The organism is Corynebacterium sp. UBA2622, assembly GCF_002339505.1.
Taxonomy (GTDB): domain Bacteria; phylum Actinomycetota; class Actinomycetes; order Mycobacteriales; family Mycobacteriaceae; genus Corynebacterium.
The window spans coordinates 208,427-232,606 of the sequence record NZ_DDJO01000012.1 but is presented as its reverse complement, the minus strand read 5'-3'; the positions used below and the strand labels follow the sequence as shown (position 1 = coordinate 232,606).

Annotated in this window: 23 protein-coding genes; 10 read left to right on the top strand and 13 right to left on the bottom strand. The window is 68.1% G+C overall.

Features of this window, described 5'->3' with window-relative positions; all coding sequences use genetic code 11:
* The first annotated feature begins 66 nt into the window (after nucleotides 1–66).
* The 4 genes from B3611_RS05425 to B3611_RS05410 are packed head-to-tail and all read left to right on the top strand — an operon-like array spanning nucleotide 67 to nucleotide 3,252.
* Complete coding sequence (locus tag B3611_RS05425; RefSeq protein WP_291314064.1) at nucleotides 67–963, top strand: metal ABC transporter solute-binding protein, Zn/Mn family; 897 nt, start codon at nucleotides 67–69, stop codon at nucleotides 961–963.
* Nucleotides 960–1,649: a metal ABC transporter ATP-binding protein gene (locus B3611_RS05420; RefSeq protein WP_291314063.1), complete on the top strand. Its 690-nt coding sequence runs from the start codon at nucleotides 960–962 to the stop codon at nucleotides 1,647–1,649. Before B3611_RS05425 ends, B3611_RS05420 begins: the two co-directional genes overlap by 4 nt.
* A 14-nt stretch (nucleotides 1,650–1,663) precedes the next feature.
* Entirely contained in the window at nucleotides 1,664–2,515 is an 852-nt protein-coding gene (locus B3611_RS05415; RefSeq protein ID WP_291314114.1) for a metal ABC transporter permease, read from the top strand.
* A complete protein-coding gene (locus B3611_RS05410; protein ID WP_291314062.1) occupies nucleotides 2,512–3,252 on the top strand; it encodes an alpha/beta hydrolase family esterase in 741 nt (246 codons plus the stop codon). Before B3611_RS05415 ends, B3611_RS05410 begins: the two co-directional genes overlap by 4 nt.
* On the opposite strand, the gene rlmB is transcribed toward B3611_RS05410, so the two are convergent.
* Genes rlmB through B3611_RS05385 form a run of 5 tightly spaced genes read right to left on the bottom strand, consistent with a single transcriptional unit; the run spans nucleotide 3,242 to nucleotide 7,396 of the window.
* Complete coding sequence (rlmB, locus tag B3611_RS05405; protein WP_291314061.1) at nucleotides 3,242–4,183, bottom strand: 23S rRNA (guanosine(2251)-2'-O)-methyltransferase RlmB; 942 nt, start codon at nucleotides 4,181–4,183, stop codon at nucleotides 3,242–3,244. The two genes, B3611_RS05410 and rlmB, sit on opposite strands and share 11 nt — an antisense overlap.
* Before the next feature lie 14 nt (nucleotides 4,184–4,197).
* The gene (gene cysS, locus B3611_RS05400; RefSeq protein ID WP_291314060.1) at nucleotides 4,198–5,613 is read right to left on the bottom strand and encodes a cysteine--tRNA ligase; all 1,416 of its coding nucleotides are present in this window, start codon (nucleotides 5,611–5,613) and stop codon (nucleotides 4,198–4,200) included.
* Between the two features lie 5 nt (nucleotides 5,614–5,618).
* Complete coding sequence (gene ispF, locus B3611_RS05395) at nucleotides 5,619–6,092, bottom strand: 2-C-methyl-D-erythritol 2,4-cyclodiphosphate synthase (RefSeq protein ID WP_291314059.1); 474 nt, start codon at nucleotides 6,090–6,092, stop codon at nucleotides 5,619–5,621.
* Nucleotides 6,089–6,787: a 2-C-methyl-D-erythritol 4-phosphate cytidylyltransferase gene (gene ispD / locus B3611_RS05390; protein ID WP_291314058.1), complete on the bottom strand. Its 699-nt coding sequence runs from the start codon at nucleotides 6,785–6,787 to the stop codon at nucleotides 6,089–6,091. Before ispD ends, ispF begins: the two co-directional genes overlap by 4 nt.
* Nucleotides 6,788–6,802: 15 nt before the next feature.
* Nucleotides 6,803–7,396, bottom strand: a complete 594-nt coding sequence (locus B3611_RS05385; RefSeq protein WP_291314057.1) for a CarD family transcriptional regulator — start codon at nucleotides 7,394–7,396, stop codon at nucleotides 6,803–6,805.
* 316 nt (nucleotides 7,397–7,712) lie between these two features.
* On the opposite strand from B3611_RS05385, the gene B3611_RS05380 reads away from it, so the two are divergent.
* From B3611_RS05380 to disA, 3 genes are all read left to right on the top strand, one after another.
* Nucleotides 7,713–8,273 carry a hypothetical protein gene (locus B3611_RS05380; protein WP_291314056.1) on the top strand — a complete coding sequence of 187 codons (561 nt, stop codon included), beginning with the start codon at nucleotides 7,713–7,715 and terminating at the stop codon, nucleotides 8,271–8,273.
* A 278-nt stretch (nucleotides 8,274–8,551) separates the two neighbouring features.
* A complete protein-coding gene (radA, locus tag B3611_RS05375; RefSeq protein ID WP_291314055.1) occupies nucleotides 8,552–9,931 on the top strand; it encodes a DNA repair protein RadA in 1,380 nt (459 codons plus the stop codon).
* A 54-nt stretch (nucleotides 9,932–9,985) separates the two neighbouring features.
* Nucleotides 9,986–11,038, top strand: a complete 1,053-nt coding sequence (disA, locus tag B3611_RS05370) for a DNA integrity scanning diadenylate cyclase DisA (RefSeq protein WP_291314054.1) — start codon at nucleotides 9,986–9,988, stop codon at nucleotides 11,036–11,038.
* A gap of 22 nt (nucleotides 11,039–11,060) precedes the next feature.
* Here the strand turns inward: disA and B3611_RS05365 are convergent, their stop codons facing one another.
* Both B3611_RS05365 and B3611_RS05360 read right to left on the bottom strand, forming a co-directional pair.
* Nucleotides 11,061–11,789, bottom strand: a complete 729-nt coding sequence (locus B3611_RS05365; protein WP_291314053.1) for a hypothetical protein — start codon at nucleotides 11,787–11,789, stop codon at nucleotides 11,061–11,063.
* A 16-nt stretch (nucleotides 11,790–11,805) separates the two neighbouring features.
* Nucleotides 11,806–12,414, bottom strand: coding sequence for a carbonic anhydrase (locus B3611_RS05360; RefSeq protein ID WP_291314052.1), 609 nt, complete (start codon nucleotides 12,412–12,414; stop codon nucleotides 11,806–11,808).
* On the opposite strand from B3611_RS05360, the gene B3611_RS05355 reads away from it, so the two are divergent.
* Nucleotides 12,413–13,300: an A/G-specific adenine glycosylase gene (locus B3611_RS05355; RefSeq protein ID WP_291314051.1), complete on the top strand. Its 888-nt coding sequence runs from the start codon at nucleotides 12,413–12,415 to the stop codon at nucleotides 13,298–13,300. The genes B3611_RS05360 and B3611_RS05355 overlap by 2 nt on opposite strands.
* Here B3611_RS05355 and B3611_RS05350 read toward each other — a convergent pair.
* Complete coding sequence (locus B3611_RS05350; RefSeq protein ID WP_291314050.1) at nucleotides 13,279–13,449, bottom strand: DUF4236 domain-containing protein; 171 nt, start codon at nucleotides 13,447–13,449, stop codon at nucleotides 13,279–13,281. The two genes, B3611_RS05355 and B3611_RS05350, sit on opposite strands and share 22 nt — an antisense overlap.
* Nucleotides 13,450–13,479: 30 nt before the next feature.
* Nucleotides 13,480–14,229, bottom strand: coding sequence for a ZIP family metal transporter (locus B3611_RS05345; RefSeq protein WP_291314049.1), 750 nt, complete (start codon nucleotides 14,227–14,229; stop codon nucleotides 13,480–13,482).
* Between the two features lie 53 nt (nucleotides 14,230–14,282).
* Here B3611_RS05345 and B3611_RS05340 point away from each other — a divergent pair, with 53 nt between their 5' ends.
* Nucleotides 14,283–15,620 carry a lipase family protein gene (locus tag B3611_RS05340; RefSeq protein ID WP_291314048.1) on the top strand — a complete coding sequence of 446 codons (1,338 nt, stop codon included), beginning with the start codon at nucleotides 14,283–14,285 and terminating at the stop codon, nucleotides 15,618–15,620.
* Between the two features lie 97 nt (nucleotides 15,621–15,717).
* Here the strand turns inward: B3611_RS05340 and B3611_RS05335 are convergent, their stop codons facing one another.
* Entirely contained in the window at nucleotides 15,718–18,525 is a 2,808-nt protein-coding gene (locus tag B3611_RS05335) for an ATP-dependent Clp protease ATP-binding subunit (protein WP_291314047.1), read from the bottom strand.
* Between the two features lie 250 nt (nucleotides 18,526–18,775).
* Here B3611_RS05335 and B3611_RS05330 point away from each other — a divergent pair, with 250 nt between their 5' ends.
* Nucleotides 18,776–20,041 carry a glycosyltransferase 87 family protein gene (locus tag B3611_RS05330; RefSeq protein ID WP_291314046.1) on the top strand — a complete coding sequence of 422 codons (1,266 nt, stop codon included), beginning with the start codon at nucleotides 18,776–18,778 and terminating at the stop codon, nucleotides 20,039–20,041.
* Nucleotides 20,042–21,032: 991 nt separating this feature from the next.
* Here the strand turns inward: B3611_RS05330 and B3611_RS05325 are convergent.
* From B3611_RS05325 to B3611_RS05315, 3 genes are all read right to left on the bottom strand, one after another.
* A complete protein-coding gene (locus B3611_RS05325; RefSeq protein WP_291314045.1) occupies nucleotides 21,033–22,379 on the bottom strand; it encodes a hypothetical protein in 1,347 nt (448 codons plus the stop codon).
* A gap of 37 nt (nucleotides 22,380–22,416) precedes the next feature.
* Entirely contained in the window at nucleotides 22,417–23,340 is a 924-nt protein-coding gene (locus tag B3611_RS05320) for a hypothetical protein (protein WP_291314044.1), read from the bottom strand.
* A gap of 159 nt (nucleotides 23,341–23,499) precedes the next feature.
* Entirely contained in the window at nucleotides 23,500–23,718 is a 219-nt protein-coding gene (locus B3611_RS05315; RefSeq protein ID WP_291314043.1) for a hypothetical protein, read from the bottom strand.
* Between the last annotated feature and the right edge of the window lie 462 nt (nucleotides 23,719–24,180).

Here is a 24,180-nt window from a genome sequence, read left to right as displayed (position 1 = left end):
CGGGCCCGCACCGGGGGCACAGACCCTCAATTGAAAGTAATTTTCAGTAGTGCTTTAATGAAAATTATGACCATTAAGCACATGCGCGCCGCAGCGTGCCTTTTCACAGCGTCCCTGACCACCCTGGGCCTCACCGGATGCGGGCAATCGGGTGGTTCCGGCAGCTCACCGTCCCCCTCGGCGGACGCTCACGGCGAGACCGTCGCCACGACGAAGGTGTGGGCCGACGTGGCCGCATCCGTTCTCGGCCACGACGTGGGCGCGATCATCTCCAACCCCTCCACCGACCCCCACGAGTACGAACCCACCGCAGCAGACCACGCCCGCGTCAATTCGGCGGAGCTCGTGGTGGCCAACGGCGGGGTCTATGACGCGGCCCTGTACTCCACCGCCGACCCGGTGAAGGTCATCTCGGCGCTGCCCCTGACCGAGGCGCACAACCATGAGCACGGGCACGACCACGGAGAGGGCCACGAACACGGCCACGGGGACAACGAACACGTCTGGTATTCCACAACCGCGCTCGCGGACGTGGGACACAAGGTCGCCGACACCGCCGGCGGTAGCACGGACGCCCTGAACACCCGCCTCAGCGAGATAGCGTCCGCGCTGGCCGCCCTCCCGGACGCCCGGGTGGCGCAGGTTCACCCGATCGCCGACGCGATCGTGGAGGAATCCCCGCTGGAGGAGGTCACCCCCGACGCCTACCGCGCCGCCTCCCTTGACGAGACGGAGCCCTCGGGGGCAGCCGTCGCCGAGTTCATCGACGAGCTGCGGGCGGGCCACGTCGACGCGCTCATTTCCGACCCCCAGAGCCCGAACGGTTCCGCCCAACGCATCGTCGACGAGGCGAAGGCCGCCGGGGTGCCCGTCGTGGAGGTCTACGAGACCCCGCCCGGCGGGGAAAACTTCCTGGATTACTTCCTACGCGTGGCGCGCGAGCTCGCCCGGTCGCTGCAGTGATCGCCCGGCTGTGCGGCGCCGCCGTCAATCCCCTCTGGGACGGGCTGGACCTTGAGGTCTCCCCCGGGGAAATGGTCGCTGTCCTCGGCCCCAACGGCTCAGGAAAGTCAACCCTTCTGAACACCCTCGTGGGCACCCGGCGCCTCGACCGCGGCACCGTGGAGACCCGCGGGCGGCTCGGGTACATCCCCCAGCAGCGCATGTTCCCCCGCGACCTGCCTGTGCGGGCGCGCGACCTGGTGTCCCTCGCCCTGGGCCACGGGGTGCTCCGCGGCCGGGCGGGGCGGCGGGGGGACGTCGACAAGCTTCTCGAAAGCGTCGGCGCACTGGCGTTCGCGGACCGACGCGTGGGCGCGCTCTCGGGCGGGCAGCAGCAACTCGTGCGGCAGGCGCAGGCGCTGGCGAGGCGCCCGGAGCTGTTGCTCGCCGACGAACCCTTCCTCTCCCTGGACGTTTCCCGGCAGCGAGAGAGCGCGCGGAGGTTCCGGGAGACCGGGGCCGCCGTGGTGCTGGTGACGCATTCGCTCGACCCCGTGGCAGACATGGTCGACCGCGTCCTCTACATCGGCCCGCACGGGCACGTGCTGGGGGCTGCCCGCGAGGTCCTGCGCTCCAGCGTCCTCACCGAGCTCTACGGCTCCCCGGTGGACGTGCTCACCGTGCGGGGCAGGACGGTGATCGTGTGACCCCGGCAGACCTGATGCATACCCTCGCGGGCGCCATCGCGCAGACCCGCTACCTGCTCGGTTTCGATTTCGTCGCCTCCGCCCTCGCCGCGGCGGCGCTGCTGGGCCTGCTGTCGGGGCTCATTGCACCGTTGGTGGTTCTGCGGCGGATGTCCTTCGGGGTGCACGCGACCTCGGAGCTCGCCCTGATGGGGGCGGCCGCGGCCCTGCTCTTCGGCGTCAACCTCGGGCTGGGGGCCGTGGCCGGTTCCGTGAGCGCCGCGGTGCTCCTCGCGCTCTTGGGGCTGCGCGGCGGCAACGATGCCGCGGTGGGGGTGGTGATGAGCTTCGGCATGGGCATCTCCGTACTCTGCCTGCACCTGTACCCGGGTAACTCCACACGGGCGATGGCGCTGCTCACCGGGCAGATCGTCGGCGTGACGGGCACCGGGGTGCGGTCCCTGGCGCTGGCGGCGCTGCTGGTGGCCGCCGCGGTGGGCCTGCTCTGGCGCCCGCTTCTCTTCGCCTCGGCCGACCCCGAGGTCGCGGCCGCTTCCGGTGTTCCCGTGCGCGGCCTCGCCCTGGTCTTCGCCGTGCTCCTCGGGATCACCACCGCGCAGGCCGTGCAGGTCGTGGGCGTTCTGCTGGTGATGGCCCTGCTCATCGCGCCCGGCGCGAGCGCCGTCGCGGTGACGGCGAACCCCCGCGCCGCCGTGGTGTGGAGCGTCATCTTCGCCGAACTCGCCTCGGTCGGCGGGCTGGTGCTTTCCCTCACCCCCGGCCTTCCCGTGAGCGTCGTGGTGGCCTTCATCTCCTTCGCCATCTACGCCGTGTGCCGGCTGGCCGGCTCCCGCGCCCGGCGGGCACCCGTTAAGCTGGGCGCGTGAACCCACGGCGCCGGAACCTCACCCTCGACGGTGTCGTGCGCACGTGGGTGGAGGTCGACGGCCACGGGGACACTCTGGTCCTCTTCCTCCACGGTCTGCGGCAGTCCGGCAACGTGGCCCGCGCGTTCACCGGCCACACCTTCGACAGCCTCGCCGAGCGCGGGTGCACGGTTGTCTACCCAGATGCCCTGCACCGCCGCTTCAACGCGCTCGACCCGGGCAGCGGCTCCGACGACGTCGGCTTCCTCACCGAGCTCATCGGCCTGTACAGGCCGCGGCGCGTGATCGGGTGCGGGTTCTCCAACGGTGGCCAGATGCTGGTGCGCCTGCTTTTCGACGCCCCCGGGGCCCTCCATGGCATCGCCACCTTCGGCACTCCCCTTCCCGCCCTGAACACCATGCCGGCCCGGCCGGGAAACTGGGTACCCACACCCGTTCTCTCGGTGCACGGCACCGCTGATCCCCTGGTCCCCTACCTCCCGGGTGAGCGGCCCGGTGCGCTGCAGAGCGCCGCGTTTCTGGCCGCGCTCAGCGGCTCCGGGGAGCACGCGGTGGAGCAACCCTCTCCGGGCCTGCGGCGCGACACCTGGTCCGGTGGCTCAGCTCCCGTGGAGCTGTGGTCCGTCGAAGGCATGGGCCACGTCGTACCCGCTCCCGTGGCGCTCGACGAGCGCCTCGGCCCCGGCACCGACCTCGTCGTCGGGGCGGAGCTGGTGGGTCGGTTCTTCAGCCTTTGACGCGACGCTGGCGCGCGAACTCGCTGAGCACCACGCCCGCGGCGACGGAGGCGTTGAGCGATTCGACCCAGTCCGCAGTGGGAATGGACATGATCACGTCGCAGTTTTCCCGCACCAGGCGCGAAATCCCCTTGCCCTCGGAGCCGACGACGATGACAACCGGGTCGGTTGCGCCGTCGAAGGTGTCGATTGTGTGTTCCCCACCGGCGTCGAGGCCGACGACCATGTAGCCGTTGTCCTTGAACTGCTTCAGTGTGCGGGTGATGTTGGTGGCCTTCGCCACGGGAAGGCGCGCCGCGGTACCCGCGGAGGTGCGCCAGGCGACGCCCGTGACCTGCGCGGAGCGGCGCTCGGGGATGATGACACCGTGGCCGCCGAAGGCGGCGGTGGAACGGATCACGGCACCGAGGTTGCGCGGGTCGGTGATGTTGTCGAGGATGACGAACATACCGGTCTCGCCCCGGTCCTTCACACCTCCGATGAGATCGAAGACGTCCGCGTACTTGTACGGCTGGATCTTCAGGCCGATGCCCTGGTGCATGCCGTTGCCGGTCATGTTGTCCAGGTCGCGCCGCGGCACCTCGTGCACGGGCAGGCCTTTCGAGTTGGCCAGGGTGACGGCCTCGCTGAGCCGGTCGTCGTGGCCGGTGCCCTGCGCGACGTACAGCGCCTCCGCGGGAACCTTCGCGTGCAGGCACTCCACGACGGGGTTGCGGCCCACGACGAGGTCCACGCCCTCGCGCTCGTGGCGCCCGGCGGAGCGGCGCTCCCGCTCAATCTTGCGCTTGTGCGCGGAGTGGTAGACGCGATCCTCCGCCTTCGGGGTCGCCCCCTTGCCCGCCAGGCCGCGGCGGCGCTGGCCGCCGGAGCCTTTGGGGGCGCCTTTCTTGCTGGTCTTCTGCTTGTCGGGGCGCTGGTACGGTTTCGCCATAAATTACATTCTCCTTATTTCAGTGCCCACTGCGGGCCGTCGGGGGTGTCGGTGACCTCGATGCCCGCCGCCGCCAGGCGGTCACGCACCTCGTCCGCGGTGGCCCAGTCCTTCGCCGCGCGGGCGTCCGTGCGCCGTTGCAGCTCCGCCCCCACGAGCACGTCGAGCGCGCCGGTTGCGGCATCGCTTGTCGACGCCCCATCGGCCCACTCCCCCGGATCGATGCCGAGCACGGCGGCCATCGCGCGGACGGCGCCCGCGTGCTCCCGGGCGGCGGCGGTGTCCCCGGCGGCGAGGGCCTTGTTGCCGGCGCGGACGGTGTTGTGGATCTCGGCGAGCGCCTGGGGCACCCCGAAGTCGTCGTACAGCGCGCTGGCGAAATCTTCGGTCCATGCGGTGGGTTCGGGCGTGCCCGCGCGGGCGACGAACTCCTCGATGCGCCGGTAACCGGCGGCCGCCTCCCGGAGAGCTTCCGGGGAGTACTCGAGCACGCTGCGGTAGTGGGCGGAGCCGAGGTAGTAGCGCAGCTCGACGGGGCGGACCGTCTCCAGCATGTTGTCGATGGAGAGCACGTTGCCGAGGGACTTGGACATCTTTTCCCCGGCGGTGGTGACCCAGTGGTTGTGCATCCAGAAGCGGGCGAAGCCGTCGCCCGCGGCGTGAGACTGCGCCTGCTCGTTCTCGTGGTGCGGGAACTGCAGGTCGAGCCCTCCGCCGTGGATGTCGAACTCCGGCCCGAGGTACCAGGTGGACATGGCCGAGCACTCCAGGTGCCAGCCCGGGCGGCCGTCGCCCCACGGGGTGGGCCAGCTCGGCTCCCCCGGCTTGGCGGCCTTCCACAGGGCGAAGTCGTGCCGGTCCCGCTTGCCGTGGGTGTCGCTCTCTCCCTGCTCCATCTCCTCGACCCTGTTTCCGGAGAGCGACCCGTAGTCCGAACCCTCCGCGCGCACCCAGGCATCCACGTCGAAGTAGACGGAGCCGTCGGCGGGGTAGGCGAAACCGCGGGCCATGAGGCGCTGCATGTACTCGACCATCTGGGTCACGTGGCCTGTCGCGCGCGGCTCCACCGACGGCGGCAGCACCCCGAGAGTGGAGTAGGCGCGGGTGAACTCGCGCTCGTACGTGGACACCCACTCCCACCAGGGGCGGTTGTTCTGTGCGGCCTTGTCCAGGATCTTGTCGTCGATGTCGGTGACGTTGCGGACGAAGGCGACGTCGTAGCCCTGTGCCATGAACCAGCGGCGCACGATGTCGAAGGCGACGCCGGAACGCAGGTGCCCGATGTGCGGGTCGGACTGCGGGGTCGCCCCGCACAGGTAGATGGAGACGTGGCCGGGGCGCAGCGGCTCGAACGCGCGCAGCGTACGCGTCGCAGTGTCGAAGATGCGCTGGTTGTGTGGCTGGTCTGCGGTGCCTGTACCTGGATTCACGGCCATCAGCTTAGTTCAACCAGGGCCGTGGCAATTGCCGCCCTGCCCTCACCGGAGCCGGTGAAGCCCATGTGGTCGGTGGTCGTCGCCGAAACCGACACGGGGGCACCGAGCGCCTGGGAGAGCACGCGCTCGGCCTCCTCGCGCACGGGGCCCATCTTGGGCGTCTGGGCGATCAGCTGGGCGGAGGCGTTGAGGACCCGCACCCCGTGGGCGTCGAGAAGCTCCCTGAGCTCCTCGAGCAGGCGGATACCGGTGACCCCGGCGTACTCGGGGCGGCCGACCCCGACGAAGGAGCCGAGATCGCCCAGGCCCGCGGCGGAGAGGACGGCGTCAACGATCGCGTGGCTGACCACGTCGCCGTCGGAGTGCCCCTCGCAGCCGTCGGCCCCCTCGTGGAGGATGCCCGCGATCCAGCACTCCTTGCCCGCCTGGTTCTGGTGGGCGTCGAACGCGTTTCCGACTCGGAGGTTGCTCATTGACCCACCATAGCCGGTCCGCCCCCGGTGAGCGCCTCGGCCAGTCGCATGTCCAGCGGGGTGGTGATCTTGAACGCGAGCGGGTCGCCGGGCACCGTGGTCACGCGCTCGCCGAACCACTCCATCAGGCTGGCGTCGTCGGTGGCGGTGAAGTCGGGCCGCGTCGAGAAGTACTTTTCGTTGGCCCGCAGGAGGGTGCGCAGGTCGAAGGCCTGCGGGGTCTGCACCGCGCGCAGCCTGGAACGGTCGGGCGTGGCGACGACCACCTCCCCCGCCACCTCCTTGACCGTGTCCGCGACGGGCACGACGGGGATGACGGCCACGGATTCCGCCGCGGCGCGCACGACGCGGGCGATCATCTCCGGCGGGGTGAGGGCGCGGGCAGCGTCGTGGATGAGCACGTTGGCGTCCTCCAGCCGCGCGGCGCGCAGACCGTTGTAGATCGAGTCCGCCCTCTCGGCCCCGCCGTGGACGAAGGTCACGCGGTGACCGCCTAGGGACTTGCGCGCCAGCGGCTCCATGTCGGGGGAAACGACAACGATGACCCGGTCGACCACGCCCGCCTTTTCGACGCCCGATACCGCACGCTCGAGCAACGTGCGGCCGCGCAGCTCCACGAACGCCTTCGGCAGGGGCGCGCCGAGACGGGTTCCCCGGCCCGCCGCGGCGACGAGGGCGACAACGGGCCGGCTCACGCGCTTACTTCTCGCCTACTTCTCGTCGTCCTCGACGTCGTCGAAACTGAGGTCGTCGAGATCCACGTCGTCCTCGTCGAAGCCGGCGTCCGGATCGACGGAAATGCCCGCCGCGACCTGAGCCTCGATGATCTTCGCGATCTCGGCCTCCATCTTGTCGGCCTTCTTCTCGTCCACCGGCTGCGCAAGGGCGAGCTCGCCCACGAGCACCTGGCGGGCCTTGCCGAGCATGCGCTTCTCGCCGGCGGAGAGCCCCTTGCCCTGGTCGCGGCGCCACAGGTCGCGGACGACCTCGGCCACCTTGTTGATGTCGCCGGAGGCGAGCCGTTCCTGGTTGGCCTTGTAGCGCCTGGACCAGTTTCCGGCCTCCTCGACGTCCGTCTCGCGCAGCACGGAGAAGACCTTCTGCAGGCCTTCCTCATTGACGACATCGCGCACGCCGACCAACTCCGTGTTCTTCACCGGGACACGGACTTCCAGGTCGGACTGGAGGATGTTCAGCACGAGGAAGTCGAGCTTCTCCCCGCCAATCTCGCGCTGCTCAATGTCGGCGATGCGCGCCGCGCCGTGGTGCGGGTAGACGACAACTTCTCCGACTTTGAATTCCATCAACTCTCCTTGGCAGTGGGCGCGGGGTGCCCCGGCGCGGGGGTGCGTCCGGGCGGTTCGGACGCTCTATACAACCACGCCACTTTAGCATCGCGCAGCGACGCGCGCGTCCGGCGGTTTTTGAGCTGGCCCCACCGCCGTGCCGGCCGTCTCATCGGCTGCCGTGACCCGTGACCGCCGTCATACCGGTTGACGGGGGATTACCCCCGATTGACCCCACCGTGTCTCCCGCCGGTGCCCGCCCAGGCGGACGAAACTGGGAAAAACACCCCGCCACCGGCTAAGGTGAACGGAGATAAATACGTGAACTACAGCTATGGAGGACACTCACGTGAAGTCCCTCAAGTCGGCCGCCGCCGTCTCCGCAATCGCCGCATCCGCGCTGCTCCTCGCCGGGTGCTCCGCAGGTCAGATCACCCAGACCTCCGACCAGGTCGCGGCCGTGGACGGTGCCAGCGCCCAGAGCGAGAACAACGAAGTTGCCGTCCAGGACGTCACCGTGGTCCTCGACGAGAACGGCCAGGCTGCGCTCAAGTTCACCGCCGTCAACCAGAACGAGGCCCGCAAGCCCCACACCCTGGAGTCCGTCACCGTCGACGGCACGCCGGTCCAGCTCGGCGGCCCCGCCGAGATCCAGGCCCGCTGCAGCCTCGTCGGTGACTCCGCCAAGGCCCTCAAGGCCATGCCGCAGTCCAAGGACGGCTGCATCAAGTACGTCGCCACCGCTCTGCAGAACAAGAACTTCGCCTTCGGCGGCAACGTCCCGGTCTCCTTCAAGTTCGACACCGGCATTGTCGACGCCGACGCGACCGTCTCCGCCCCGCACCTCACCTCGGGCGAGTCCGACCGCCGCCCGTCGGACGTCGAGGCCCACTAGGGTTCATTTTCAAGCTTCACGTTTTCAGCCGCCGTCCCGCGCTGCGCGGGGCGGCGGTTTTTCGTGGGTGCGGTGCGGTGCGGTTTCGGGGGCTCAGGGGTGTCGGTCAAACCAGTAAAACTAAAACGGTAAAACCCCAGGATGCCCCAGCGTCCGATTTCTCCGTCCTGCGGTTTTACCGTTGTAGTTTTACGGGTTTACGGGTTTGTTGTCGCCGGTCAGCCACCTTTCCCGATCGCCTGGGCGGTCGTGTCCGACCCGTGTCCTAGAGTGTGCGCATGGCGAAAAAACAGCGCACCCTGCACACGTGCTCCGAGTGCGGTTACTCCTCCCCCAAGTGGCTCGGCCGCTGCCCCGAGTGCGGTTCCTGGGGCACCCTGCAGGAACAGACCCCCCTTGCCTCGGCTTCCTCGGCGGTCTCCTCCGGCCCGGTGCGGATGCAGGCGCTCACCCCCACCTCGCCCGCCACACCCATCACTACTGTCGACGCGACCGCCGCGCACACGACCCCGTCCGGAATCGGCGAGCTCGACCGGGTTCTCGGCTCCGGCGTGGTTCCGGGATCGGTCGTTCTCATGGCGGGTGAACCGGGCGTCGGCAAGTCCACGCTGCTCCTCGAGGTTGCCTCGCGCTGGTCCAAGCTGGGCAACCGCCGCGCCCTCTACGTCACGGCGGAGGAATCCGCGGGGCAGGTGTGCGCCCGCGCGGAGCGCACCGACGCCCTGAACGAGACCCTCTTCCTCGCCTCCGAGTCAAACCTCGACGTGGTGTTCGGCCACGTTGAACAGGTCAAGCCCTCGCTCCTCATCGTGGACTCCGTGCAGACCATGCATGCCCCGGGTGTGGAGGGGGTTCCGGGAGGGGTCGCGCAGTCGCGGGCCGTCACCGCGGCCCTGACCACGCTTGCGAAAACCACTAACCTCCCCATCCTGCTCGTCGGCCACGTGACCAAGGACGGCAACGTCGCCGGCCCCCGCGTGCTCGAGCATCTTGTCGACGTCGTGCTCAACTTCGAGGGTGACCGCCAGTCGAGCCTGCGGATGCTGCGCGGGATCAAGAACCGCTTCGGCGCCACCGACGAAGTCGGCTGTTTCGAACAGACGGCCGAGGGCATCCGGGAGGTGCCCGACCCATCCGGCCTCTTCCTCTCCCACCGGGGCCAGACCCCCGATGGCTCCGCGGTGACCGTCGCAATGGACGGCGTGCGCCCCATGCTGGCGGAGGTGCAGGCGCTGACGGTGGAGCCGGTGAACAAGAGCCCCCGGCGGGTGGTCACCGGCCTGGACTCCAACCGGGTTCCGATGGTCCTGGCCGTGCTTCAGGCCAGGTGCGGTGAGCGGACCAACGACAAGGACGCCTACGTGGCCACGGTCGGGGGCGTGAAGATCACGGAGACGGGCACCGACCTCGCCGTGGCCCTGGCCACGTGGTCCAGCCTCCACGAGCGCCCCCTGCCCCCCAAAACGGTGGTGGTCGGCGAGGTCGGCCTCGCCGGGGAGCTGCGGCGCGTTCCCAGCCTGGAACGGCGCCTGCAGGAGGCCGCGCGGCTCGGATACACCCGCGCGGTGGTCCCCGCGGGGGAGAAGCCACGGGTTCCGGGCCTGCGCATCTCTTCGGCCCACACCCTCCGCGAGGCGATTGAGGCGGTGGGCGGTTAACCGGTCCTCCTACGGGCGAGGGACCGCACCCGCGGGCGGATAGAATGTCATCCCATGACCGAAACCGCCCCCCGCCAGCTGCACGAAACCCTGGAGCGCCTCGCGCCCGGCACGCCCCTCCGCGACGGCCTGGAGCGCATCCAGCGGGGACACACGGGCGGTCTGATCGTCATCGGCGACGGTCCGGAGGTGGTCGAGCTGTGCGACGGCGGTATCACCTTCGACGTGCCCTTCCAGCCCACCCTGCTGCGCGAGTTGTGCAAGATGGACGGTGCGGTCATCCTCTCCGCGGACGGGGAGCGCATCCTGCGCGCGAACGTCCAGCTCGTGCCCTCGCCGATTTACCCGACCGTCGAGTCCGGCACCCGCCACCGGGCGGCCGAGCGCACCGCGCTGCAGACGGGGGTGCCGGTGGTCTCGGTTTCGGCCTCCATGAACACCCTGACCCTCTACGCGGAGGGGCAGCGCCACCTCCTCGAGGAGCCGACCGTGCTCATGCAGCGCGCCAACCAGGCGCTTTCCACCATCGAGCGCTACCGTTCCCGCCTGGACCTGGCCAACCAGCGCCTCTTCGTCGCGGAGATGAACAACTACGCAACCGTCAGTGACGTGCTCAACGTGCTGCAGCGCCAGATCATGCTCGAGCGTGCCGCGCATGACATGGACGAGAACATCGTGGAGCTCGGTGTCGACGCCCGCCAGCTGACGCTCCAGCTCTCCGAGCTGCGGGGTTCCGTGGACGACATCGAGATGCTCGTGCGCGACTACATCGCCGCCGACACCATCCCGGACGACGAGCAGATCGCGCAGGTCATGGCGGGCCTCGGTGAGCTGCCCGACTCCCAGCTGCTCAACGCGGCGGCCCTGGCCCGCGCGCTGGGGCTGCCCGCAACGGAGGAGAACCTCATGCAGGACGTGGTCCCCCGCGGTTACCGCGCACTCTCGCGCATCCCGCGCGTGCAGAAGTTCCTCATGGACCGGGTCGTGTCGGCGTTCGGGGAGCTGCCGAACCTGGTCGGTGCGGAGCTCGACGAGATTGCGGCGGCCGACAACGTTTCGCCGTTGTGGGCCCGCCACATCTACGACGGGCTGCGGCGCTTCGCCTGAGGTACCACCGCGCCGGAACCGGCTACCTCAGCGTGAAGTCCGCCGGGTCCGAGGCGTGGTCGCCGATCACGGCGTGCAGGTAGTAGGAGCCGGCGGGCACATCCGCGCGGCTGGAGCAGTGCCCCGGCGCGGAGTCCTTGCGCGACCAGATCGCCTCGAAGTCACGTGCCTTGTTGGGCAGGAACTTCTCCTCGCCGGTGACGACGGCCGGGTGGCAGTCCGTGTCCGACCAGACGCGCTGGTTGGTTGCCATGTCGTAGACCTCGAAGCGCAGCTGGTCCTTGCTCAGGTCGATGGTGCAGTCCGCGGCGGTCGGGTTGGTCACGCTCATGTAGAACGTCGGCTGCTCACCGGAGGCGTAGCTCGGCGCGTTCGTGCGCGCGGTGATCGCCAGGTCCGTCAGCTCGCAGGTCTTCTTGTCGGCCGCCGCGTTGGGGGTGGTCGTCGCGGTGGTCGAGCCGGAAGGGGAGGTCGTCCCGGACGTTGCTGTGGTCGTCGCCGTGCCCGAGGTGCTGGAGGAGGTCGATTCACCCGGAACGGGCACCGTCGGCTCCGTGGTGATGTTCTCCAGCGCGGAGGTCGTCTGCCCCGCCCCCGACTGCGAACCGGACTTCGCGGCCGCGGTCATTCCCCACACCAGAAGAATCGCGAGCACGAGCAGGATCACCAGCGCGGCGACGCGGCGACGCAGGTAGATCTCGGGTGGCAGCGGCCTGCGGTCTTTCCGGGGGTCTGGGGAATGGTACGTCACGGGGCTTACCTTAGCGCTAGAAGTGGCGCGAAACGGTCTCGACGCGGCCGTCCTCGAGGCGGTATCGTGCGGCGACAACTCCCAGCGTGCCCGCGCGCAGCCCCTCCTGGATGGCGGGGATGCGGTCCACCAGGTGCTCGGCGGTGATGCCCGCGTGCGCCTTCTCAATCTCCGAGCTCTCCCGCCGGCCGTGCGCCTGGGCCTCGATGACGCTCGGGGCGATCTTTTCCACGAACACCCGCTGCAGCCCGAGCGGGATCTCGGCCGCGTCGACGGCCTTGATTGCGGCGCCGACCGCCCCGCAGCCCTCATGGCTGAGCACGATCACGAGGTTGACCCCCAGCGCGTCGACGGCGAAGTCGAGCGAGCCGGACACAGCGGCGTCGACGCAGCCGCCGGCGGTGCGGATGACGAAGATGTCGCCGAGCCCGGCGTCGAAAAGCATCTCGACGGGCACCCGCGAATCGGAGCAGGAGAGGATGGCGGCGACGGGGGCCTGGCCGCCGCGCAGCTCCTCGCGGCGGTTGCGGTCGGAGTTGGGGCGCTTGAGGGAGTCGTCGGCGAAGCGGGCGTTGCCCTCCAGGAGCTGCTCCCAGATTTCTGCGGGTGTGGTTGCGGTGATCATGGCAACTATTCTGGCATTTATTGTGATTCAACAGGACAAGGTGACCGAGTATTTCCGGCGCAACGCCCGCGATCTCCCCTGGCGCGCGCCCGGCACGACCCCGTGGGGCATTCTGCTGTCGGAGGTGATGAGCCACCAGACTCCCGTCGCGCGCGTGGCTCCGGTGTGGGAGGAGTGGATCGCGCGCTGGCCCACCCCGGCAGCCTTCGCCGCGGCCTCACCGGAGGAGGTGCTGCGCGCGTGGGGCACGCTCGGGTACCCGCGCAGGGCGTTGAGGCTGCTGGAGTGCGCCCGGGTGATCGTCGGGAAGCATGGCGGGGCCGTGCCGTCGGATGTCGACGATCTCCTCGCCCTGCCGGGCATCGGCGACTACACCGCGCGGGCGGTGGCGTGCTTCGCGTACAGTGCGAACGTCGCGGTGGTGGACACGAACGTGCGGCGCGTCTACACCCGGGCCGTCGAGGGGCATTTCCTGGCCGCGCCCCGCAGGAGCGAACTCGCGGACGTGGCGGCTCTGCTCCCCCGCTCCGACGGGCCCGTCTTCTCCGCCGGCCTGATGGAGCTCGGCGCCCTCGTCTGCACCGCGGTCAGCCCACGCTGCGGGGAATGCCCGCTCAGGGCCGACTGCGCCTGGGTTGCCGCGGGCATGCCGGCACCGGGCGAGGACGAACTGCGCCGGAAAAAGGTGCAGAAGTTCGCGGGGACGGACCGCCAGGTGCGCGGGCGGATCATGAAGGTGCTGCGCGAAGCGGAGGCACCGGTGCCGCGCTCAACTGTCGACGCGGTGTGGGCCGACCGGGCCCAGCTCTCCCGCGCGCTCTACTCGCTTCTCGACGACGGGCTCGCCGCGCAGGACAGCGCCGGTTACTTCCACTTGCCGCGGTAGGCGGCACCGCCCGGGAGGTTGACCCACACACCACCGCGCGAGTTCAGCGTGACCGGCCCGATCTTCGTGGACACGGACGCGCCGGACTTGGAAATGTTGAGCCAGGAGTTCTTGCCCAGCTTCTTCTTGTCGCGGTAGAGGATTCCCATGGGAGGAAAGTCTAGCGCGCCGGGGCCCGCCTAGTGCTCGTGGAGCAGCAGGACACCCACGGCAATGACGGCCATGCCGGCGAAGGCTCCCCACCCGGCGAGCTCGCGGTGGTCGGTGTCGTAGGCCTCCGGCAGGAGCTTGGACACCGCGATGTAGACCATGGCGCCGCCGACACCGGCGAGGACGAGCCCGGAGTTCACGCCCGCGCCCGTGCCGGAGACGAACTGCACCAGGAGCAGGTAACCCAGCGCGGCGGCAGCCGGCCCAACCAGACCCACGGCGGTCGCCCACCCGGCGGCGCGCCACTTCCGCCCCGTTGCGTGCCGGATCGGGGCCGCGACGGCGATGCCCGCGGGCACGTTGTGCAGGGCCACCGCAATGGCGATGGGCACGCCGACGTGGGGGTCCTCCAGCGTGGCGAGGAACGTGGCCAGCCCCTCGGGCACGTTGTGCAGGGCAAAGGCCAGGGCCGTCATCGCGCCCGCGCCCGAGGAGAGGCGGCCGTGGGGCACGAGGGCGTCGACAAGCGCGATGACCGCGAGCCCCACGAAGAACGCGGCGACCGCGGAGGCCGGGGACGCCTCCTCCGAACCGTGCGCGAGGAGGTCTCCCAGCGAGATGTAGAGCATCACCCCGGCCGCGAAACCCAGCGCGGCGGCGAAGAACCGCCTGCTCGGCTCGCGTTTGAGCGCCACAAGCAGCCCTCCGAGACCCATCGACAGGCCAGCCAGGAGGGTGACCACGAAGGCCGTGGCGATCGCAGCGGGGTCGTGGTGCATTCTGCTCCTCAAACTAAGTATTTGGACGGGCTAATCTTAGTAGTATCCCTTGCATGCCAGCATTTTCCCGCCTGACCTCGATGATTGCGGCCGCGGCCCTCGCCGTGTGCGCCGCAGCGCCAGCCTCCGCACAGAGTTCGACGACCCCGCAGCAGCTTTCCGACGGCCTCACCCACGCCGCCACCACCCCCACCGACAGCCCCATCGCGGGCTATGACCCCTTCTACGATGACCCCGTCGCCGAGCTCGGGGCCCCGGGAAGCCTCCTGCGGACGCAACCCGCTCCCCACCTGCTGAACATCCTCGGCCCGGATTTCCCCGGTTACGCCGAGAAAATTCTCTACACCTCCACCACGGTCCACGGCGACCCGGTGGCCACCTCCGGTTTCGTCATCGAGCCGGCCAACCCGTGGCGCGGGCCGGGGCCGGTGCCGACGGTTGTCTTCGCTCCCGGCACCCGCGGCGCGGGTGACGCGTGCGCCCCCTCCCGCGGACCGTGGATGACGGCGCAGATCGACACCCTCGTACCCGCGCTCGGCGTGAACTACGAGCTCGCCAGCTACGAAGCCGCGTCCCTGCTCGGGATGCGCGTGGTGGTGGCCGACTACATCGGCCTCGGCACGCCCGGCGCGCACACCTACGTCCTGAACGACGAGGAGGGCCACGCGCTCATCGACGCCGCCCGCGCCGTCGTTCCGGCGGGCGACCCGGTCGCGTTCTACGGTTACTCCCAGGGCGGCGGCGCGGCGGCCGCGGCGGCGGAGCTCCAGCCGTCCTACGGCGCGGACATCAACCTGCGGGGCACCTTCGCCGGCGCTCCCCCGGCGGACCTGCTGGCCACCATGCAGGGCGTGGACGCGTCCGGAATCACCGCGGTACTAGGTTACGCACTCAACGGCTGGTACGACCGTTACCCGGAGCTGCGCGAGATCGTCGAACCCCAGCTCAACGACCGGGGCCGCGCCTTCGTTGCCCAGACCGCGAACTCCTGCATCCCCGACGACGCCCTGAGGTGGGGCCTGACCGACAGCCGGACCCTGACCGCCAACGGTGAATCGGTCGGCGACATCGTGGCGCGCGAACCGGTGATCCAGAAGATCTTCGATTCACAGAAGCTCGGCCGACGGGTGCCCACGAGCCCAGTTCTCGTATCCACGGGCGGCAACGATGAGCTGGTACCCACCCCGCAGGCCATCCAACTTGCGCGCGACTACTGCGCCGCAGGCGCGCCGGCATCCCTGCTCAACGAGCACATCCCGTCCATCACCCCCGGCATCAAGATCGGGGTGAACCATGCCACGGGAATCTTCACCCAGGCTGTGCCGTCGATGCAGTGGGTGATGGACCGATTCACCGGTGTCCCGGCCGGGTCCAACTGCGGGACGTTTTAGGCCGGGAACGTGAAGAGAGCCCAGCCTCGCGGCTGGGCTCTCTTTCATTCAGTGCGGGCGCGTGCCCTGCCCGGGTGGGCGGGCATCGGGGCCCGCCCTAGAGGGGCTGGCCTGCCCCGGCGGTTCCGGTGCCCTCGTCACCGTCGCCGGGCTTGCGCTCGGTGACGGCGCCGCCCGCGGGCTCATCCTCGGGGCCCACCTGGTCCCCCTCGAGGGAGTCCTCCGGGGCATCGGGGTAGTCGGAGGAACCCTCGGGCGCGGTTCCCTCGCGGGACGGCTCGATGTCGCGGACCTCCTCTTCCTCCTCCACGTCGAAGGTCTCCGGCGGAAGCGGCTTGGGCTTCGGGGTGAAGGTGAATTTCGCGTCCTCGGCGGCCTTGCCGCGTGCGGCGCGGGCGGCCTCCACGTCGCCGTCCCAGTTCTCTACGTCCACGGTGACGATCTCGCCTGCACCGATCTCGCCGTAGAGGATCTTCTCGGAGAGAACGTCCTCGATCTCGCGCTGGATGGTGCGGCGCAGCGGGCGGGCACCGAGCACGGGGTCGAAGCCGCGCAGGGCGAGCAGGTTGGTCGCCTTCTCGGTGAGCTCGATGCCCATGTCCTGGGCCGCCAGGTTCTTGTCCACCCGGCCGATGAGCAGCTCGACCATCTGGACGATCTCCTCCTGCGTGAGCTGGCGGAAGACGACGATCTCGTCGATGCGGTTGAGGAACTCGGGGCGGAAGTGCTTCTTCAGCTCGTCGTTGACCTTGTTCTTCATCCTGTCGTACTGCGCGTCGGCATCCGTTGCGGTGTTCCCGGAGAAACCGAGACCCACCGCCTTGGAGATGTCGCTGGTGCCCAGGTTCGAGGTGAAGATCAGAACGGTGTTCTTGAAGTCGACGACGCGACCCTGACCGTCGGTGACGTGGCCCTCCTCCAGCACCTGGAGGAGCGTGTTGTAGATCTCCTTGTGCGCCTTCTCGATCTCGTCGAAAAGCACGACCGAGAACGGCTTGCGGCGCACCTTTTCGGTGAGCTGGCCGCCCTCCTCGTAACCGACGTATCCGGGAGGGGCACCGAAGAGTCGGGAGGCGGTGAAGCGGTCGTGGAACTCACCCATGTCGATCTGGATGAGGGAATCCTCGTCGCCGAAGAGGAACTCGGCGAGAGCCTTGGACAGCTCCGTCTTACCCACACCGGACGGGCCGGCGAAGATGAAGGAGCCGGAGGGACGCTTCGGGTCCTTCAGGCCGGCGCGGGTGCGGCGGATGGATCGGGACACGGCGCGCACGGCCTCGTCCTGGCCGATGATGCGTTTGTGCAGCTCCTGTTCCATGCTGAGAAGACGCGTGGACTCGGACTCGGTGAGTTTGAACACGGGGATGCCGGTCCAGTTGGCCAGCACATCCGCGATCTGCTCGTCCCCGACCTCGGCAATCTCCTCGAGGTCGCCGTCACGCCACTGCTTCTCCTTCTCAGAGCGCTCCTCGCCGAGCTTGCGCTCGGTGTCGCGCAGACCCGCGGCCTTCTCGAAGTCCTGGGCGTCGATGGCCGCTTCCTTCTCCTTGCGGACCTCCGCAATGCGCTCGTCAATCTCGCGCAGCCCCTCGGGGGCGGTCATGCGCTTGATGCGCATGCGGGCACCGGCCTCGTCGAGGAGGTCGACGGCCTTGTCGGGCAGGAACCGGTCGTTGATGTAGCGGTCCGAGAGGTTCGCGGCGGCGGCGAGAGCGTCGTCGGTGTAGGAAACGCGGTGGTGCGCCTCGTAGCGGTCGCGCAGACCCTTGAGGATGGAGATCGTGTCCTCCACCGAGGGCTCGTCAACCTGCACCGGCTGGAAGCGGCGCTCGAGGGCGGCATCCTTCTCGATGTGCTTGCGGTATTCATCCAGCGTCGTGGCGCCGATCGTCTGCAGCTCACCACGTGCCAGCTTGGGCTTTAGCAGTGAAGCCGCGTCAATCGCACCTTCGGCCGCGCCGGCACCCACGAGGGTGTGGATCTCGTCGATGAACAGGATGATGTCGCCGCGCTGGTTGATCTCCTTCAGCACCTTCTTCAGGCGCTCCTCGAAGTCACCGCGGTAGCGGGAGCCGGCAACCAGGGAGCCGAGATCCAGGGAGTAGACCTGCTTGTCCTTCAGGGTCTCCGGGACCTTGCCGTTCGCGATGTCCAAGGCCAGACCCTCCACAACGGCGGTCTTGCCCACACCCGGCTCACCGATGAGCACCGGGTTGTTCTTGGTGCGGCGCGAGAGCACCTGCATGATGCGCTCGATCTCCTTGTCGCGGCCCACCACCGGGTCAAGCTTGCCCTCACGGGCGGCCGCGGTGAGGTTACGGCCGAACTGGTCGAGGACGAGCGAGTTGGAGCGCTCCCCCTGCTGACCGCCGCCGCGCGGGCCGGGCCCGCCCATGGATCCCGCACCGGAACCCGCGCCCGCGAAACCACCCTGCTGGGGCGCCTCCGGGTTCTGGCCCTCCCCGCCCTCGTAACCGGAGAGCAGCTGGATAACCTGCTGGCGCACCCGCGGCAGGTCGGCGCCGAGCTTGATCAACACCTGAGCCGCGACGCCCTCGCCCTCGCGAATCAGGCCGAGCAGAAGGAACTCCGTGCCGATGTACTTGTGGCCCATCTGCAGGCCCTCGCGGAGAGACAGCTCGAGCACCTTCTTGGCGCGGGGGGTGAAGGGGATGTGCCCGGTGACGGGCTGGCTGCCGTGGCCGATGATTTCCTCGACCTCGCGGCGCACATCCTCCAGGTTGATGCCCATGGATTCGAGAGCCTTGGCGGCGACGCCCTCGCCTTCCTTAATCAGGCCGAGCAGGATGTGCTCGGTGCCCATGTAATTGTGGTTGAGCGCGCGGGCCTCTTCCTGTGCCAGGACGATGACGCGGCGGGCTCTGTCGGTAAACCGCTCGAACATGTGGCTACCCTTCTCTCAAAGTTAGGTTCGCTAAAAGTTGTCACCCACCATAACGCGCGGGTATGACATCCCTTCCCGGGTTCCGTATTCGCGCCCGCACGTACCCAGTGATTCCCCAGCTCACTGGCCGTGTTCACCGTTAGCGAACAGCATCGGGCGCCCGAAAAGCACGGGGCAAACCGGGGCGGGCGGCTGACCGCCAGTAAGTTTTCACGGGTACACCGGAACTGGACGGGCGTGGAGGCGCAATGTGAATTACCGACGGATAGCCCCCCTGGTGCTTCTGGCGCTCGCGGTAGGACGCTGGTTTGTCCAACCGTCCGGTACCGGGCGTGCGTTCCACCCCAGGTACCACATCGATGTCGATGTCTACCGGGTCGGGGGCAGGGCCCTCCTCGACGGGGCCGACCTCTACTCGTCCTACTTCCCCCTTTCAATCAACTTCGCGTTGCCGTTCACCTACCCGCCGTTCTCCGCCCTGCTGAGCACGGTACTGGCCCCGCTGCCGCTCTGGGGAGCTGGTGCCGCGGTCACGCTGGTGTCGTTGCTCGCGTTGTGGCTCGGCATGTTCCTCCTCCTGCGCGAGCTCATTCCGCACCGGGATTACCTGACGTGGAGCCTGTGGGCGACCCTCGCCGGCGCCCTAACCGAGCCCGTGACGGAAACCCTCTTTTTCGGCCAGGTCAACCTGATCCTCGCCGCCCTGGTGCTCGTCGATTTCTTTGCCGTTCCCCGGGGGTCCCGGTGGCGCGGCTGTCTCACCGGTATCGCGATGGCGGTCAAACTCACCCCCGCCGTGTTCCTCGCGGTCCCCTTCGTCCGCCGCGAGTGGAGGATGTTCGCCACCATCGTGGCGTCGTTCATTACCTGCGGGCTCCTCGGGTTCGCCGTTACGCCGGGCAACTCCCGCGAATACTGGACGGAGACCCTCCGCCACTCCGACAGGATCGGGAACGCCAGCTACGCAGCCAACCAATCCCTGCGCGGCGTACTCACGCGACTGGAGCCGGGCGGGGCCGGAACACTGTGGGCCATCGGTGCCATCGTGGTGGTGGCGGTCCTGTGGGTGATCATGGAGGCGGCCGCCCGGCGGTGCGGCAGCGACGTCGGGCTCGTCCTGCTCGCCTCCAGCGCCGCCCTGCTGTGCTCCCCCATCTCATGGTCCCACCACTTCGTGTGGCTCACCTTCGCGATCGCTGTCATGGCCGCCACCGGGCACCGCGCCGCCGCCGGGCTCACCTGGGCCGTGCTCGTCGCCCGGGGCCACTGGTTGGTGCCTCCCCACCACAGCACCACCGACCACTGGTCCGCGTGGCAGCACATCATCGGAAACGATGACTTCCTGCTGACCTGCGTACTCATCGGCTACGCGGCCTATCTCACCTTCAGTGGCCACCGGGGCCGTCTACACCCCTCCACCGGGGATTCCGGCCGCTCGTCCGCGACGCACCCGCTGGGGGTGGGCGGCGCCCGCTCGGGCGTCGGCAAGCGGAGGCCCCTTCCGGAGCACCCGTAACCTCCGCACCGCCCACGCCGCCACCAGCACGGGCACCAGCATCCACCCGATGGTCGGCCCGAGGCTCCAGCGCAGGGCCCCTTGAGGAACGAAGGAAAACAACCCCGACAACCCGCTGAGGGTGAGGAAAATCCTCGGGGCCCCCGATCTCCCCTCCGTCTGGGAGGAGGCAGAGTCCATTCCGGGCTCGTAGCGGTCGCCGCGCGGCCGGAATCAGCGTCAGTAGCTGGATCAAGTCACCCAGCTCCTTTGAAACCGGAGCGAACCTGGAACCCTGCCACTAGTATCCGTACAACTGGGTAATTTTCCGTTCATGTTGGGAGAAGCCGTACCGTGTTCCGAGATGCTAAACCGGCGATCGCAATTTTCGCATTGTCGCTTCCAGTTTCTATTGCTGCCTGCTCAGGTAGCGACACCCCCCAAGAGCCCGCGTTTCGACCGATCGAAACGCTCCAGCAGCCCAGTACTACGGCTTCCGTTAGTCCGACCCGGGAGGCCAAGACGGAGAAGGAAGCGCCCGCTCCCACCCAGGCAGCAGAACAGGTTTCCTCCCCCTCCCCGGCTGAGAAAAGCCAGCCCACTGATCCCCGCTTTTACACCGCGAGCAATGGACGTGCTCCATCTGCCCCCGCGTGCGACGGCCGCTGGATCCTCATTTACGAATCCGTTTATGGACAGGGGGATGCGACCCCGCAAGAGTTATCCCGCGCACTGGGGGCCTACCCGCAGGCGCAGTACGCACTTCCCGGAGCGTGCCCTTCGATGCGCGCGCGCGTAGATGGACAGGACATTTACCCCGTTTACCGCGACTTCGGGTCCGATGTCAGCGCACTTTGCGCGGCCTGGGTTGCCGGAGGGCGTGTTGCGAACCCCCGCTCCCTGAACACCGCGGGCGACTTCTCCCAACCCTGTTAATTCCGCCCTGCGGGCTCCCGCTTCTACAGGGCCCCGATGGACTCGGGGCCGCCTCAGCGACACCGGGGCAGTTCTGTTATTTGCAGATGGGCAAGTAGAGGAGCTTGTCGGCCGCGTTATTCCCGTTGATGGTGATTGTGTAGCGGTCCAGCGTGTCCTCGGGGGCGAGGATGTAGGCGGGCGGGTTCTGACCCTGCAGCTCGATTTGATCGACCTTGCAGGAACCGGACTGCAAAACCACCCGAGTATCCGTCTGCGGAAGTGCGGCGTCGCGGGCACCTTTGTCGCCGTATTCCGCCACGGTGACTCCCAGGTTCTTGTCGGCGCACCGGATCTTGGCCTTTTGGTCTTGATCAGCACTCTGGCTCGAACAGGGAAGGCTCTCCCAGCCCCGGGCGCCGTCACCCCTGGAGATGATGTCGGGGAACGTCCGCGCCAGGTTCGCGTTCCCGCCACGCCAGGCGTCTCCGACCTCGTTTTTCCTCCACCACCAATACCCGCTCGCGGCAGCTGCCACAAGAAGTAGCAACAGAACGGTGAAGAGTGCGAGCCCCCGGCGACTCTTCCGCTGCACCGGAGCAGCGATTGCGGCGGCGGTGTCCGGTTCCATGGTGTCGTAGGTACCTGTGGCGGGCAGAGTGCCCCACTGCTGGTTCCGCGCCATGTCCGGGTCGGTGTCGGGGAAATACTGGATAGGCCCCGTTTCCACGGCATGCGATCCTGGGGCGGGCTCCGCCGCGGCGGGGATTCCCCAGTCGATGGTCGCGGGCGCGGCGGGGGGCACCAGCGCGTCGAGGAGGCCGGTGGCGGTGGACGCGCCCTGGATCTTCGCACCGTCCACGGGCGAACCGGTCATGAAACCGTACAGCTCGGCAATCGCTTCCCGGCTGTTGACCGGGGAGTCCGGGTGGCGGGGTGCCGGGCCGGTCTTTGCCGCCTGGAGGGAAACGTCCGCACCCTGCCGACGCACCACGATCGTGTCCGGTGTCAAGGACCTGCCCAGAAATCCTGCACACCCCTCCCGCTCGAACTGGTCGGCGGCCTCCGCAAGTGGCCGCAGAAGCTGGGCCGCCTCCTCACCTGTGAAGGGGTTGGACCACTTCAAGCGGGTACCTACAAGATCCCGGAGAGTTTCCCCCGAAACCGGTTCCCGGACCACGAAAACCCTGCCGTCAACTACTCCCAAACCTTCCATTCGAGCGACCGCGGGATGTCGGAGGCGCTCAAGCGACGATGCCTGCTCCTCGATTGCGCCCGCAACCGCTTCATCCGGGTGATCATTCGCGTACTCAACCTCTACCTTGCGGTTTCCCCACTGGTTGGACGCTTTGTAGACGACCGACTCCGGAGTCCGGGATACCTCGGTTAATTGGTACAAACCGTATTCGGATTGGAGGAGGTCGGGCAGGGTTGGCTCTGACATGTTGTGCCTTCAGTTCAGGGTTGGTTGTGGGTACTCGTCAGAAAGACAAGTTGTTCACAATGCTGTCGGGCGTGTTTGACGATGAACCGATGGATACGAGCTTTGCATGCCCATCCTGGACCACGTACGTGAGGCGCTTCTTGCTGTCACCACCGTTCTTGTTATTGACGCGGACCATGTAGAGCCCGTCAAGGTTTTCCCGGTCAAGCGCGTCCTTCCACTGGTCGTCGTCGTACACATTCAGCGCGCGGAAGGTGGGAGCAAAGTCGACAACCTCGCCCACGCTCGGACCCTCCGTTCCGAGCGCCCGGTCCACCCCCTTGAAATCGGAGAGGTCGATGTCATCACTGATCTCGTCCTGCTCGTCGAAGACGGCGTTGTCCTTAACCCACTTCTCCGCTTTCTCCCGATCGTTCAGGCGGAGGAATTGATTGGCCGACTTCGCCACTTTTCTCTCCCCGGCTGCGGTGCGGTCGAACCCGAAGCTGATCAAACCACCGAGGAGGAGCATGGCAACGGCTGTGACCAACGCGGTGCCGATGATGACCCGCTTCGAGGACTGCTTGATTTCGGTCCTGGTGTTATCGACGGTGGGCGCCAGCTTCTCCTGGGCCTCCCGGGCGCGCCGGGAGAACACCGCCGTGCTCCCACTGAGCCGGTCCTTGATTCTCGGTTTCCCGCCCGCCGGCACCCCTGCACCGGGTCCCGGGGCTGCGTCCGAGCCGCACACGGAAGATCCCCCGGGCTGCGGACCGAGATCCGCATCCGCCAACTCACGGAGGGAGCCGATGGTGATGTCGGGCGCGGTGGAATCGTCGAGCTTTGCGTCATATAGGGAACGACGCCGGGGATCACCCAGAATCCGGGACGCAATCGAGAGTTCCTCAGTTCCCCCGGGGTTGGTGACCAGCCCGGAGGTCATGCGGTTCTGGAGGTCCGCCGCGATCGTTTTCGAATCCATGCCGCGGTCCAAACCGAGCGAGGAATAGAGATTGTAGTGGGCCACTGTAAGCGGAACCTTTCTAGAGGACGGCTGCCACGGTGTCGGGGACGGTGGCGGGTAAATCGAATGATGCTAGGGCAAGATTAACTGATAGGACACTGTGCATCCCCGGGAAAATCAATAATAATCGGGCAGCGTCCACACTGGGGGGTCGTGGAGCTGGCCGTGGGGAGCGATCGCGCCGTCGGCGGAAATGGTGAAAGAACCCATGCCGGAAATGCAGGTCAAGGTATTGTCATCGGGGTAGCGGCACAAATTTTCCCGCACGGAAATCGACCGGCCATGGTCGAGGGTCCCCTGAGAGGGGCCCACGCCTTCGAAGACCGTGTAATGCATGCCGTCCTCACCCACGTAGATCGCATCCGCCTTACGGGGCGGGAGGGGGACGGCCGTCACCACCGGCGCGTCTGACGGGGTTGTTCCCTGGCACGTGGCACCGTGCGGGCTAATCGCACAGGTCCCCGTACGGGCTCCCACGATGTAGGTGAAGACGCTCATGCCGGCCCGCTCGAAATCCCCGGGGTTGACGGGGACATCGGGCCGGGGTGTCGCCGGTGTCGCGCGCGTCGTCCCCGTAGACGTGGTGCTGGCCCCAGATGAGGAGGTGGACCCTGCATCGGTGACCACGGTGGCGGTGGACATGGGCACCACGTCCCGGTTGTCACCGGCGAGACCGTCCGTTGCGCACCCCGTCAGTGCGACAACCGCGAAGACGGCCCCCGCTGAGAGAGATCCCAAGGACTGCCTAGTGGACACTGCACTCCGCCTTCTTCTTCACGATTGCCTCGGGAACGCCCA

Coding starts and splice junctions, on each gene's coding strand:
- B3611_RS05425 (WP_291314064.1), top strand. CDS start 67: ATGACCATTAAGCACATGCGCGCCGCAGCGTGCCTTTTCACAGCGTCC.
- B3611_RS05415 (WP_291314114.1), top strand. CDS start 1,664: ATGCATACCCTCGCGGGCGCCATCGCGCAGACCCGCTACCTGCTCGGT.
- rlmB (WP_291314061.1), bottom strand. CDS start 4,183: ATGGCGAAACCGTACCAGCGCCCCGACAAGCAGAAGACCAGCAAGAAA.
- ispF (WP_291314059.1), bottom strand. CDS start 6,092: ATGAGCAACCTCCGAGTCGGAAACGCGTTCGACGCCCACCAGAACCAG.
- B3611_RS05385 (WP_291314057.1), bottom strand. CDS start 7,396: ATGGAATTCAAAGTCGGAGAAGTTGTCGTCTACCCGCACCACGGCGCG.
- B3611_RS05380 (WP_291314056.1), top strand. CDS start 7,713: ATGGAGGACACTCACGTGAAGTCCCTCAAGTCGGCCGCCGCCGTCTCC.
- radA (WP_291314055.1), top strand. CDS start 8,552: ATGGCGAAAAAACAGCGCACCCTGCACACGTGCTCCGAGTGCGGTTAC.
- disA (WP_291314054.1), top strand. CDS start 9,986: ATGACCGAAACCGCCCCCCGCCAGCTGCACGAAACCCTGGAGCGCCTC.
- B3611_RS05355 (WP_291314051.1), top strand. CDS start 12,413: ATGGCAACTATTCTGGCATTTATTGTGATTCAACAGGACAAGGTGACC.
- B3611_RS05360 (WP_291314052.1), bottom strand. CDS start 12,414: ATGATCACCGCAACCACACCCGCAGAAATCTGGGAGCAGCTCCTGGAG.
- B3611_RS05350 (WP_291314050.1), bottom strand. CDS start 13,449: ATGGGAATCCTCTACCGCGACAAGAAGAAGCTGGGCAAGAACTCCTGG.
- B3611_RS05345 (WP_291314049.1), bottom strand. CDS start 14,229: ATGCACCACGACCCCGCTGCGATCGCCACGGCCTTCGTGGTCACCCTC.
- B3611_RS05340 (WP_291314048.1), top strand. CDS start 14,283: ATGCCAGCATTTTCCCGCCTGACCTCGATGATTGCGGCCGCGGCCCTC.
- B3611_RS05335 (WP_291314047.1), bottom strand. CDS start 18,525: ATGTTCGAGCGGTTTACCGACAGAGCCCGCCGCGTCATCGTCCTGGCA.
- B3611_RS05325 (WP_291314045.1), bottom strand. CDS start 22,379: ATGTCAGAGCCAACCCTGCCCGACCTCCTCCAATCCGAATACGGTTTG.
- B3611_RS05320 (WP_291314044.1), bottom strand. CDS start 23,340: ATGGATTCGAAAACGATCGCGGCGGACCTCCAGAACCGCATGACCTCC.
- B3611_RS05315 (WP_291314043.1), bottom strand. CDS start 23,718: ATGCATTACACGGTCTTCGAAGGCGTGGGCCCCTCTCAGGGGACCCTC.